The organism is Bacillus sp. SRB_8, assembly GCF_003264205.1.
In the GTDB taxonomy this organism is placed as follows: domain Bacteria; phylum Bacillota; class Bacilli; order Bacillales; family Bacillaceae_G; genus Bacillus_A; species Bacillus_A mycoides.
Window position 1 is genome coordinate 26533 of record NZ_NADT01000046.1, and the last position, 12948, is coordinate 39480.

The 12948-nt window shown below is 30.4% G+C and carries 14 protein-coding genes and 2 pseudogenes; 3 read left to right on the forward strand and 13 right to left on the reverse strand.

Features of this window, described 5'->3' with window-relative positions:
• The first annotated feature begins 266 nt into the window (after nucleotides 1–266).
• The 3 genes from B5P40_RS28020 to B5P40_RS28025 all read left to right on the forward strand — a co-directional run bounded on the left by B5P40_RS28020 (nucleotide 267) and on the right by B5P40_RS28025 (nucleotide 2230).
• The gene (locus B5P40_RS28020) at nucleotides 267–674 is read left to right on the forward strand and encodes a nitrous oxide-stimulated promoter family protein (RefSeq protein ID WP_336619613.1); all 408 of its coding nucleotides are present in this window, start codon (nucleotides 267–269) and stop codon (nucleotides 672–674) included.
• Between the two features lie 454 nt (nucleotides 675–1128).
• Nucleotides 1129–1266 (forward strand): hypothetical protein, encoded by a 138-nt coding sequence (locus B5P40_RS32985; protein WP_181462969.1) that lies wholly within the window; start codon nucleotides 1129–1131, stop codon nucleotides 1264–1266.
• Nucleotides 1267–1525: 259 nt separating this feature from the next.
• Nucleotides 1526–2230: an alpha/beta hydrolase gene (locus B5P40_RS28025; RefSeq protein ID WP_113710278.1), complete on the forward strand. Its 705-nt coding sequence runs from the start codon at nucleotides 1526–1528 to the stop codon at nucleotides 2228–2230.
• A 244-nt stretch (nucleotides 2231–2474) separates the two neighbouring features.
• Here B5P40_RS28025 and B5P40_RS28030 read toward each other — a convergent pair whose 3' ends face one another.
• From B5P40_RS28030 to B5P40_RS28085, 13 genes and pseudogenes are all read right to left on the reverse strand, one after another.
• A complete protein-coding gene (locus tag B5P40_RS28030) occupies nucleotides 2475–3170 on the reverse strand; it encodes an ABC transporter ATP-binding protein (RefSeq protein ID WP_097815886.1) in 696 nt (231 codons plus the stop codon).
• Nucleotides 3167–3979, reverse strand: coding sequence for an ABC transporter permease (locus tag B5P40_RS28035; RefSeq protein ID WP_113710279.1), 813 nt, complete (start codon nucleotides 3977–3979; stop codon nucleotides 3167–3169). Before B5P40_RS28035 ends, B5P40_RS28030 begins: the two co-directional genes overlap by 4 nt.
• An 81-nt stretch (nucleotides 3980–4060) precedes the next feature.
• Nucleotides 4061–4567, reverse strand: a complete 507-nt coding sequence (locus tag B5P40_RS28040) for a nitrous oxide reductase accessory protein NosL (RefSeq protein ID WP_113710280.1) — start codon at nucleotides 4565–4567, stop codon at nucleotides 4061–4063.
• The gene (locus B5P40_RS28045) at nucleotides 4567–5844 is read right to left on the reverse strand and encodes a right-handed parallel beta-helix repeat-containing protein (protein ID WP_113710281.1); all 1278 of its coding nucleotides are present in this window, start codon (nucleotides 5842–5844) and stop codon (nucleotides 4567–4569) included. The genes B5P40_RS28040 and B5P40_RS28045 overlap by 1 nt, the downstream gene beginning before the upstream one ends.
• 560 nt (nucleotides 5845–6404) lie before the next feature.
• Complete coding sequence (locus tag B5P40_RS28050; protein WP_113710282.1) at nucleotides 6405–6977, reverse strand: hypothetical protein; 573 nt, start codon at nucleotides 6975–6977, stop codon at nucleotides 6405–6407.
• Between the two features lie 13 nt (nucleotides 6978–6990).
• Nucleotides 6991–7128 (reverse strand): annotated as a pseudogene (locus tag B5P40_RS32990) (transposase); the annotation flags it as partial.
• Between the two features lie 327 nt (nucleotides 7129–7455).
• Complete coding sequence (locus tag B5P40_RS28055) at nucleotides 7456–7698, reverse strand: helix-turn-helix domain-containing protein (protein WP_002139963.1); 243 nt, start codon at nucleotides 7696–7698, stop codon at nucleotides 7456–7458.
• 297 nt (nucleotides 7699–7995) lie between these two features.
• Nucleotides 7996–8184, reverse strand: a complete 189-nt coding sequence (locus B5P40_RS28060; protein ID WP_113710283.1) for a hypothetical protein — start codon at nucleotides 8182–8184, stop codon at nucleotides 7996–7998.
• A gap of 286 nt (nucleotides 8185–8470) precedes the next feature.
• Entirely contained in the window at nucleotides 8471–8740 is a 270-nt protein-coding gene (locus B5P40_RS28065) for a hypothetical protein (RefSeq protein WP_113710284.1), read from the reverse strand.
• Nucleotides 8740–9039 carry a DUF2089 family protein gene (locus tag B5P40_RS28070; protein ID WP_016104021.1) on the reverse strand — a complete coding sequence of 100 codons (300 nt, stop codon included), beginning with the start codon at nucleotides 9037–9039 and terminating at the stop codon, nucleotides 8740–8742. Before B5P40_RS28070 ends, B5P40_RS28065 begins: the two co-directional genes overlap by 1 nt.
• Nucleotides 9040–9451: 412 nt before the next feature.
• Nucleotides 9452–9724, reverse strand: a pseudogene (locus B5P40_RS28075) (topoisomerase DNA-binding C4 zinc finger domain-containing protein); the annotation flags it as partial.
• A gap of 668 nt (nucleotides 9725–10392) precedes the next feature.
• On the reverse strand, nucleotides 10393–11376 hold the full coding sequence (locus B5P40_RS28080; RefSeq protein WP_113710285.1) for a hypothetical protein: 984 nt from the start codon (nucleotides 11374–11376) through the stop codon (nucleotides 10393–10395).
• 372 nt (nucleotides 11377–11748) lie between these two features.
• On the reverse strand, nucleotides 11749–12543 hold the full coding sequence (locus B5P40_RS28085) for a hypothetical protein (RefSeq protein ID WP_113710286.1): 795 nt from the start codon (nucleotides 12541–12543) through the stop codon (nucleotides 11749–11751).
• Nucleotides 12544–12948: the final 405 nt, after the last annotated feature.

Genomic DNA, 12948 nt, shown 5'->3' on the forward strand with positions numbered 1-12948 from the left:
AGCGTCAAACTGTCCCCACATACCAATAGAATCAGTTCCATGTCATAATCTCCTTACGTACAAGACGGAAAGGAGATTTTTTATGGCTAAAATAGATCAATCAATAGCGTGGAAGAATCGATTGGTTTAAGCATCCGAAGCTCGTAAGAAAAAGAAAGATGTTTATTTAAGTCTTAATGCGTTCGCTTTTACTGTTGGTTATGATTGGTAGGGACATTCTCCATTAATAATTCGTAGGAAAGAGATAAAAATTAGAAAAACTGTCAATGAAAATTCATGTAAACCCTCAAAAAAAGTCTTACAATCAAAGCAGAGAGACTTTGGAACGGGAGGCACTAGCCATGAATCGAATTGAACGTGAAGAGAAAACAATTAGCATTATGATTGATATGTATTGTAAAAACGAACATGAACAAGATACTATATGTGAAGAATGTCAGAAGTTAAAAGAGTATGCTTATTTTCGTTTATCAAACTGTCCATTTCAAGAGAAGAAGCCCGCATGTCAAAATTGCAAAATTCATTGTTATAAACCAGATATGAAAGATTTCGTTAAGGATGTTATGAAAAAGAGCGGACCGAAAATGATTTTAAAACATCCATATTTCGCGGTCATGCATGTTGTTGACACAATGAAGAAGGCTCCTGACTTACCGAAAAGAAAAAAGTGCTAAAAGAAAAAACGGGTTGTCTAACAAGCCCGTTTTTTCTTTTATTAACGTAAACGACGAATAGACCTAAAAAATCAATTTTATTATATCTTTAGGTCTATTTGTCGTTTACATATAAAAAGGATTTAGCAATAGGAGCCAAAACCGGACGTTTAAGGAACTTTATTGAGTTCTAACGAAACTAACAGAAAGATGGTCAAAAACCAGTTCCGAGACTCATTACCAAAAACAAAGTCCCGTAACAAGCATTAAATATCGTTTAAGGAACTTTCTTAACGTACGGTAAAACCAAGTTTTTGAACTTAGGAATTCCTTAGCGTACGAAATTCGCGAAATGTTGGCGAGACCCCAAATAAGGCATACCGCCAAATATAAAACATATCCATAGGGAAGCGTGTAGCACCTTGCTATAATAATGTTGGAATTATTCCCTAATTATTGATGAAGGAGCTTAGACATGGAAAAGATTAATAGAATATTAAGTGATTTTGCTAAGGTTAATGAATATGATGGCGTAGGTAATGATTATAGACTATATCTTTTATCAGAAAATACAAAAGAAGATATATGTGGGGTTCAGCCGAGATACATGTAATTTTGGGTCATAGGCTGTATTTTATTTCCATTATCTGATTATCGTGTAACAAAAAGGTATTTTAATAATAATGTTTACGGATTATTATTGATACAGTATTTTGTTACAGCTAGTTCAACGGTTAGGATATTTCTTATTTCCAAATACAAAACGTAACAAAAACGAACGTTTATGTTACAAATATCACCGATAAACAACGTTTGGTAAAAAATGTATTACTATGACCTAGTTTTACACGTATCTCGGCTGAACCCCAAATATGCTTAAAGATAATTTTAAAATTAGTAATATTCCCACTGTTTTATGGGGAAATAAGAGTGAAAAAATTTTTATTGCAGTACATGGAAATATGTCAAATAAAGAAGATACAGTTATTGAAATTTTAGCTGAAGAAGCCAATCGAAAAGGTTATCAAGTATTAAGCTTTGATTTACCTGAGCATGGAGAAAGAATAAATGATAATACTCCTTGCAAAGTACAGTTTTGTGTTAATGAATTATCTATAGTTATGAATTACGCAAAAGAACATTGGAAAGAAGTAAGTGTATTTGCATGTAGTATGGGAGCTTATTTTAGCCTTTTAGCCTATCAAAATGATGTGTTAGAAAAGGCATTATTTTTATCACCAGTAGTTAATATGGAACGAATTATAGAAAATATGATGAAATGGTTTAATATAACACCAGAGCTTTTGCAAAAAGAAATGACTATAGAAACACCTGTTGGTCAAAAGTTATATTGGGATTATTTATGCTATGTAAAAGAACATCCTATTAATACGTGGAATACAGATACATATATTATGTATGGAGCCAAGGATGAACTGTGCGAATTTGAAATTATTAACTATTTTACAAAAAAACATCATTGTGAATTAGAAGTCATGGAAACAGGTGAACATTACTTTCATACTAAAGAACAGTTAAAGGTATTTAAACAGTGGTTACACAAACATATCGATTAACAAAATTGTTATTAAAGAGAAGATGTTAAACTACTGAGAAATATATTTGAATTATTTACTTCCGCTAACGGTAGTTATGTAAATAAGCTGTCCAGATGGACAGCTTATTTTTTGCTTAGCGTGGTTTTTTTCCGAAATGCTGGCGATACCCCTCCACTTTCCTATAAGGTGTAACTTCAGGTGATAATTTGCATAGCTTTCAAATGATAAATTGCACATAAAACANNGCTGTTTTATGTGCAATTTATCTTCTATGCATTTGTAATAATGTTATCGTTAAATTTTCTAAATTCCCATCATTTTTTATTTCTTTTATGACTTTTCCTTCTTTCATAAAGAGTATCCGATCACCAATTTCAGCAGCTACATCCATCATATGTGTGGAGAAAATAATCATGGTACCATCTCTTTTTAAAGTCTTTAATATAGTTAAAAACTCATCTACCCAATACGGATCCAGGCCATTTGTCGGTTCGTCTAATATCAAAATTTTAGGTTTACCAAGGTACGCCTGCCCAAATAATAGCCTCTGTCTCATCCCTTTAGATAATCTATGTAACCGTTCATTTTTTTTCTCATTTAAGCCTATTGATTCAATAACTGCCTGTACTTTGTCTTTTCCTATATTTCGAAAAGCAGCATAAAAGAATAAAAATTCTTGAACTGTCATATCTTGCTGTGCATGAAAATCATCTGGCATATAACCTATTTCACTCAAATACTGTTTTCTATCTTTCTGTAACTCTATATTCCCTAATTGAACAGTACCAGTTGTAGGTGTTGTAATTCCAGCGATTATATCAAGGAGCGTACTTTTCCCAGCTCCATTCCCACCACATAATACGATACACTCTCCTTGTTTACTTTGAAATGAGATTGGAGATAATGCTATTTTCTTTTTATATCTTTTACATACCTCTTTGAGATTTAATACTGTCATTTTTTTCTTCTCCTCTCCATTTGCCACCCCGCCACAAACAAGAACACAATTGTATAGATAATGCAGTATATTAGTAGAATCCAAATAACTGCTTTACTTTGAAAAATCATTACCAATTGATCATATACTTGTCCAAATATTGCTCCACCACCTAATTGAATTACAAATATAATTCGAAGAAATTCTGCTGGGTTGCAAAACAATAATATTTTTATTAATGGTGCAATCATTGAATATGGAACAAAATTAAGAACACTAATTAAAGCCGTTGGCCACATCATAATAAGAAAGAACCAAACTACGATACTTATGGCTAAAGCTTGCCACCTTGTTATAGAAAAAGAACCGATTGTTATTCCCAGTAATAAAAATAAAAAAATTAATAAAACAGAGAAGATATACGTTGCTACCACCCAAAACATATCAAAGTTACTACCGTTTACTAACCCAATTATTATACTTACTCCAAAACTCATTGAAAAAATAGCTGTTTGCCCTATAAATTGGCCAATAGTTTTACCTATTACATATGAGGTACCCTTTAAAGGATACGTACATAAAAGTCTCCATTTCCCATTTTCCACCTCACCTGCAATAGAGAATGCTCCTATAATTAACATAAGTAAAGGCACAATATATAAAATAAGATTTACCATTGTCCCCGTTACATTTGTATAGCCTGCTAAAGACGGGGTATTTCTTTCCATAACAAATATTAAAGAAAATATAGTTATCCAAAGAAACAAAAATATGTATGCAAGTTTACCCCTTACTGCACTACGCCATTCTGAATATAATATATTCCACATAGCTATTCACCTCTCTAATGAAAAAGACAACCAGAGCTGGTTGTCTTTTTCTCACTAATTTTTCATAGTAATAATCACTTATTAGTGAGAATGTCCACTACCATGATCTTTCTTTTCTTTCCCCATCATCTCTTTATTCATTTCCCATTTATGTTCTGTTAGTTCTTTAGAAGAAAGGATTTTCCCAGTATGTTTTTCTACAAAGCTGTCCGCATCTTTCGTTTCTTTAAAAGAAATTACATTATAAGCCATTGGTGTCTTAATTGATTTATCATATACATATGTAGCTTTATCCACTGCAACCCAATCTTTTGTATTGTAATCTCTTACAAATTTCTCTTGTGTTTTTTCATTTTTATGTTCATCCATCCACTTATACATACAACCAATATCATCAAACTTTAAAGCTTTTCCGTTTTCTAAAATAACCTCAGTTGCAAATTGATTATCCATTACTGCCATATTACAAACATCACACTTATCATTTTTTTCATTAATAGCAACTGGTTTTGTTTCTTTCTTACCACACCCTACTACGGCAAATACCAAACATAAACAAATAGTAAATAACATATACTTAATTCTCATCAATTTTTCCTCCCTAAAATGAACAACATACTTCCCATTAGTAGCATACTTATACTTACAATCAAAATGTGAGACTGAAATGCCATCTCCTCACCTTTTTGCGTAACATCTTTTGGTTTCATTCTAGATTCTTTGTCAACCAATAAAGATTGATCTGGAATTTTTATAAAACTTTGTAAAATACGCATCCCTGGTGATTGAAAGAACAACTGGTATTCTGGAATATCTTGTGTTAACAAAAGAAAATAGGCATCTGCTTTGTATGGAATATTACTAATACCTGAACCGTCTGTATCTACTTTTAAAGAAGCATCCCAATAATTTTTATAGATATTATTTTCCCTGCTTTGTGTAGCTTGTGATTCATTAACATTCCCTATCATTACATTTTGAGTAAATTCATTTTCACGGGCATCTTTAAATTGTAATCCGATAAAATTATTAAAAATTGAATTACTCATAATAGTATTATGCTTTGCCTTTTCTACATAAATGCCTACTCTATTATTAGTAATCTCATTTTGTAAAATGTTTGTTTTTATCGCATCATAAAGTAATATACCTTGTGCATGAACATTACTTTTATTGTAAATAAAGCGATTTCCTACTACAGATGTTTCCTTTGTTCCCATAATCATAGCACCTGTTGTATTTTCTTTTGATATATTTTTTTCAACAACCGTTCTATCAGAATACATAAGATGAATGCCATAACGGGACTGCCAGATTGTATTTTCCCTTATTGTATTATTGTCGCTTTGTTCTAAATAAATACCATCACGGACATTTTGGATTTTGATATTCTCTATCAGATTATGATTAGATTGCCATAAATCAATTCCATTAGCCCGTTTTTGTCCAACGATTATACTGTTCTCAACTTTTATATTCCTAGCATCTTCTAGCTTAATCCCCATGTATGATGCGTGAATTTCTAATCCATTGATATAGTGTTTATCTCCCGATACTAATATTGCTGGCTGATCTGTATTATCATTACATTGTTCTATTTTCAAATCTTTGAGGATAATGTTTTCCTTATTTATTGTAATGACAGGATCTTTACCACAAGAGATTATTTTAGTATTTTTATCTCCTTGTATTGTAATCGGTTTCGATATTTTAATCGTTTCATTATAAGCTCTATTCTCTAATGTAATTGTTTCATATGGGGAAGCCGCGTCAATTTTTGATTGTAATGTAGACTCCGCATGAATACTTACTCCTGGAAAACAAAAAACTAAAAATAACAGAAGAGGAGAACAAAGCTTTTTCATATACAGTTCCCTTCTCTCAAAGCTATTAACTATCACTATAGATGAGAATATCAATAATTTGTGTGAAATTTGTGAAAAATAAACGTGGTTTTTGTGATACATATAAAATTAAACGTGGTTTTCTTTTTAGGGCGTACTTCACTTTCTTATGTAAAGCTAAACCCAGAAAAATACCTATAGAACAAAGCAACATGAAAAACAGATAGAGAAGTCTATAATTTTATAGACTTCTCTTTTTTATATGCAATTTACCATTAAAAAATTATGCAAATTATCTTCTAAAGTTACACCCTTTAGCATTATGAAGGGACTTTTTTGTTATTACCGAAAGTAAACTTTTAGATAAAAGTTTACTTTCGGGTTTTGAATCATTTATAGCTAATTTTGTAATAAATTTCTCAATATAGATGCAACTTCTATTAATTTCTTATAAGTTGATGGGCATGTGGTGCTACCCCAATAGGGCGTAGTTTGGAAATAAAAGTAAGCCTATGACCTGTTTTTATACGTATCTCGCCTGAACCCCATTATTAGTTTGAATTTATTATTCACTACATTTTTTAGCATCTAGTCTTTCCTTTGATATATAGTTCTTTTAAATGAATATCTGTTTTAAAATTCATATACTCTTCATCAAGAATATCATTTGGTATTTTTGTTTTCTGATTTAACTTTAATATTCTTAATATCTTGTTTTTCATCTTACTATTTTCAATTTGAATCTTTTGTTTGCATCTACAAGCAGAACAAACCAAAGTATCTTCACTATGCATAGGCTCAATTTTTGCATATATTGTTTGGAGGTTTAAATGTTTGGCAATACAGGTTCTATGTTGACCATCAGTGAATTCATAATGACCACAATGTCTTTGGTGCATTCTAATGGAGTAAGCTTCTTTTTGAAAGTTTATATTCTCAAAATAATTCATTTGGAATAACCTCTTAGCTAAATTACGACAATACAGTACATCACTTTCACCAGTTATTCCATCCTTTTCGTGGATACTTTCTGCTTCACTTTCGCTTAGATATAAAGAACATTTTCCAGATCTTAATTCATAGCAATCATATGAATTTAAATAATACGAAAAAATATATTTTGTTGGATTGATTTCTTTTAATTCATATCCCAATGTTATCCTCCATTCTATGATTCAGTTGTACAAATTTTGTATATTCCTTACGAAGCCAATTAGAAATGCGTTCTTTTTGTTGTTGTCTGAGATGCGACCATTTCTTATGTGTTTGACGGATCTGTCCATTAACTTTTATATGATTTTTCATAGACACGCCCCCTATTACTGTCAAAGCGAATATATAACTATCGTAGCACATTGAATCCACAAAATGGAAAAAACTGGCGAGGATATTTATTTTTTATTTTTAAATACGGTACGTGAAATTATTATAAGTTCTAATTAAAAGCCCCCATAGACCATAAATCTATGAGAGCTGCCTAAGGGTATTTAGACTTTCGACTTCATTCTATTGTAGCAAGCTTTCACCAAATAGCAAAAACATAACGATCCAAAACCAAATAATCAAACTACATGCACCCTTGAAACTTCCCCACAGAGAAAATGTTTCCCCTTGCATTTTTATCATCCTTTCTTACTTGTCCTTTGGTTCTCCAAACCATTCATACATTGCCTGTCGGCTTATAATCCATTCCTTACGCTTCCCTTCAGGATGCAAAAAGTACTTCACTAAACCTTCTTGTAGCATGCGCTCTAAATCATTTATTTGCTTCTCGTTCATTAGAGAGGGGCTATATTTATTCTTAATTGTCTCACGAGGAATCCCCCAATAAAAAGCTGCTTCAGATGGTGTCATGTATTTATCAATTTCTTTCATGGGAATTCTCCTTTGTTTGTGCTTTTCCTTTTATGTTACAATAAATAAAGAAGGAAATGGACTAGATTTCCTTCTACTTCAGTCACTCATTAACTAAGCCCTTTGTTTGCTATTAAGCAAATGAAGGGTTTTTATTTTGCTTGTTTATATTTACTATCTATGACAGCCAAACGGATCAACTTCAGCTTAATATCCTTACTAAGAGAAAGCCATTCAGATGTACCTATTTTCATATCCTTTTCCTCCCCATTCCCTTTTTATACTTCAAGAAAATTAACCCCTTAAAACATTTGTATTTTACACTAATTTAACAACTAGAGAATCCTCATCATATTCGTGAATGTGTAAATCATAGCGCATATCTGTTGCATCCAGTACTTTACAAAACCTCTGAAAGTAAGCCGGATTACTTACTTCCATGCCAATTTCTCCATTCCTGAACAGATACTCTAAATCATCAATGATTTCTTTTACTGTATTCTCCAATATTTTCACTCCTTATCTTTATAAAATAACCTTATAAGGTTATTTTATAACAAAACAAGAAACCCTACAAGGTTATTCTTTTTGTTTTTCAGATATTTCATAAAAAATTCTTAATAACATCCCTAATGTAAAAAGACAATAGAGTTATTAAATTTTAAAACCTAAAACAAGCATAACCCCGTTCTAAATTTAGGACGGGGTTAAAATATAGTCGTTAAATTTTCGACATAAGATACTTCATTGTACTTAAAAATATAACAATAAATTCGTTTAACAACTATTTTCTCTATTTCATGTCGTGGGTTTTCATTTTATCCAATTCTTTTTGTATCTTCTTATGAAAATACTTTCTACCTAGATTCCATTCTATACATAAGAAAATCATCCCTAATAATAGATAAAGGATAAAACCACTAGTACTTTCAATACGACTCGTTATAAACAACCATGTCAGAAATACAATATGTGCTACTGGTAAAATTGCCCCCCAATAGATATTGTTTCTACTTGATAAGAAAAATTGAACAGCTAAAATACCAGCATAAATAAGAACCATTATTCCCCATCTCTTTCTTGTTTATATTTTTCAATAATCAATTTTGCATCTTCTACACTTATCCGATCATCAATCGACAGGCTCTTGATAAATTTAATAAATTCCTCGTTTTCTACGGCATCATTCATTTTTATCTTATCGATTAATCGATCAAGTTTAAGTCTTACTGTTGGGTATGATACCTCATAAACCTTTGCAATCTCTTTTAAAGAACCCGAATGAAGTACTAAGTTTTTAACAAACTCTAAATCCTCATTTTCCAAGGCTAAAATCCAGTTTGGAATATTGTTAATATCCACAGCTTTGCCCTCCATTTACTTTTATTAATATTAGTTTAACATATTTTTGAATAATATTAATAAAATATTGAATTTTATTAAAAATAATTTTTATAATTTTTTTAATTAATTTTAGATTAAAAAGAACCCATTTGAATTAAGTTACTCAAGTGGGTATTGCTTCACAATCTGGCCCGATTGTTGAATAAAATGACTGGCGTTTTTTAAACAACTTTATTATCTCTGTACACCTAACTCACCTTAAACCGCTTATTTTCACTTACAACACATCCCTTGTTATTTAGGTCTTATGTCATTCACTTTCAAATAAACATTTGTTATATCGAAATCTGAGAAGCCGTTTTTTGATGAGAGTATGATTTTTTAAAGTTAATTCCTAAAAATAACAAAAGAGCTGGATTTTCATCACAGCTCATTTACTGATTGGTTCTGTATGTGTACATGTCGGATATTGAGAACAGCCAAAAAACTTATTTCCAGTTTTATTCGAATTACGAACGACTAAATGATTTTTACATGTTGGACATTTCCGTTCTTCAGGTTTTACCCCTTGATATACATCTTCAGCCGAATATTCGGGATTAATTTTATTAATCAATTTTTGAAGTTCTACACGATCTATTAATTTTACATTGCATGCCTCCGCTAATTCTTTCGCCTGCCTTGTATATACACTGTTCGTCATTTGAAAGGTCGTTTTTTAATTAAAACCTCAATTTTTTCATGTATTCTTTAAATAATGGGATCTGTTAAAGTAAAATGTTGATATTTAATCATTGAAAAAGGACTGTAAAATTTAGACAGACCTTTTGAATTCTTATAGAACTAAAGCATGCGTTAGTTCCATAAGAATATGTATTGGTTTGGAATAAAGTTTAATCAGAAATGTTTTACAAACCCTTATTTGATAAGAGACAAAAAGAATCCATTTTGAAAAAAGATTGATCAGAACGGAATTCTACTTTGTGAATCATTATACAATTTTTATAAAAAAGTTTGATTAAAACTCACCTGGAATTCTTTAATCGAAAAGGAATAAAACAATTTAACTTTTTTGCAAACGGTATTACTTTCTTTAAAACGGTACAACTAATCAATGGTGTTCAGAATTGATAAATTTTTGTTTCTAGAAATGAAGTAACCTCCTACTTTTTAGCTTGTTGGGAGGTTATTAAGATAAAATATACTTAACTTATTACTACTGATTTTAGCGAATCCATTAGAAAAAAAGAGCATATGCTAAAACATGCTCTTACACTCTTATACAAATGATTTTTTTTACTAACTTATATTATGCTTTCACACCAAATAACAAACGTAAAAAGTGCTTTAGATTTATTCTTTAGGAGATTGTTATTTTATAAGTTCTTCGATGTTATTACTTTTTTTGATTGTTTCTGATGATAGCCAGAGTGAATATCTTGTTCCATCCTTGTTGGTTAAAAATATGTCAAATTTTTCATTATATAGTTCTTCTTTAAGGATAGTGACTACCTTTCTCAGATCCTCAACTACATAGGGATTGTTATAATATTGCATCGTACTGTCATTAAAAACTAAAGTCACATCATACTTCGGACACTCCCCATCTTTCGGATTTGAACAAGTAATACCTTTAATTACAAAACGGTCGTTTTGAATTTCTTTTAACCTTTCACCTACTTTTGTTTGAGTTTGAATCAAATATGTCCAATAACTGCTTAAAGTGTTTTTCATTGTTAGTAGCAGTTCTTCTTTCGTTATAACTTTTTGCACATTATTGAAAGGTAAACCTATATATTCTCCATTATGATCATTAATATCAAGTTCTGTTATCTTTCTATTACTCTTCTGAATGAGTTGAAATAGAGCATATAAACGATCTAATTCTGTTGATTCAAATTGACTATAATCAATCTTGTTACTCGATTTTAAAGTTAATAACAACTCATCAGTGGGTTTTCCTCCTGTATTATCATCATCCAAAATATATTGAAGAACATTTTCATTTTCAGATTCCTCGTAACCTAACTTTTTAATTTCTTCTAGAATTGGTTTGAATTTCTTATATTCCTCATATGTGTTTTTTCCGTATTGGTATTCATCACCTTTTATTTTTGAATATAAGAAACCATCTACCTCTACTCTAAATTGAATATTTTTGTTGTTTTTTACTTGAACAGTATGGTATGTATGTCCCATATTCCCTTCATGCATAGCGCCCCAATCTGTTACAACAACATCGATTCCATGTTTTTCTTTTATATATTTTTTAACCTGATCTTCATTAGTATTAACACAGCCACTCAAAAATAAGAAACATAACACTAACAACATTACATTTTTCATTCTTTTCATATAACCCCTTATACCCCTTCCTTACGTAAGAAACGTTCCCTGGTTGAACACTGTATAAAAAATTTAAAGGTAAAGCAATCTTTTGAATAGTGTGCTTCATCAGTATGGTATTCTTATTTCGTTATATCTTTGTAAATCCATTTTGAAAAAAGATTAATTAAAACCGACTCTTTCCTTAGGATTGCGTGAACAGTTTTTATAAAAAAGTTTGTTCATTTTCTGTTTATGTTCCTATACAATTACGCCCGTTTATGCAGTTGGGATTTATTTGATATACGTACTTTTTAAACCTTATATGTAGGCCCAGTACCAGCATTACTTTGTCTCTAATTACAGCAACCCTGGTACTGGGCCATGTGTGAATCATCTTCCCTATTCACTTTTTTTAATTACCTTAAATTCACCTGATTTATCTACGCTAAACAAAACATAACTCCCCTTGCCAAAATCCATACCTGAAGAGCTACTTGGCTGCAGTGCTATATTGTAAATGCCTTCTGTTAAAACATTACCTCTGTGAAAATAATTCATAATGCTAAGGATATCTGGTATATTCCCCTTATTTTTTTCTACACTATAATAATAATTAAAGTTCACTACTCCCATATGATAAGAATTGATTTTAGATTCGTTGATTTTCAAAGTTTTGATTAATTTTTTCGTATCTAATTGTTGAGTTTGTTTAAACTTTGTAAGCAATTCTTTTTCCTGTTGTTCATCGATAGTAAAGTTTAAATAGTAATAGAAATTTTGTTTCGCCTTATCAAATGCGTTATTTGATTCACTTAATAAGTTATATTTTTTAATAATTTCATTTGATTGTTTTATAACTTCACTATGTTGTTGGACATAAGCGCCTTTAAATATATCTAAGAAGACATACTTATCATCATCTTGATCTATCTCATAAGAGTTTCGGTCAACAGTTACATATGTAGTGGTATAATATGGTTTTTTTATTTCTATATAAGTTTGAATACCTGTTCCTCCAAGTCGGTTATTATATGCAGAAAGAATTTTAAAATCTCCATCTTTTATCCCATAATGCTCTTTTAAGTTATCTCCTACTGGTTTATGGATTTGTATTTTTGTAAAAATATCAGTAAATAAATATAGTAATATTCCGCTAAATCCTACTATAAAAATAGTTGCTATTACTTTCTTCACTCTCAGTACACCTGCTTCCTATAACAAATAATACTTACAACATTGCATATATTATTTAATCACAATTTATATAGATTTATTCTATTTTTTTGTTTTAGAATGGATATTGTTCTAATTTTTGGTTTGGAATAAAGTTTGATCAAAGCTTCAGGAGTTTTACCCGATGATGCAAAACGGTGCAACTTTTTTAAATTATCAATACCTAAATCGACAATAGACCCATATTTATATTTGGGTTTAATTAGCTATAATAAAATTTATTTCAAGTTATTAAGAACTATAATTCTTGGATATACGTAAAGAACTGACGTACAAAAGAAGACCCCTTACAGTTGCTTTGAAATAAAGTTTGATTAAAATGCATGGGTTGATTTTTTTGAGCTATTTTTTTGAGCTATTTATTTT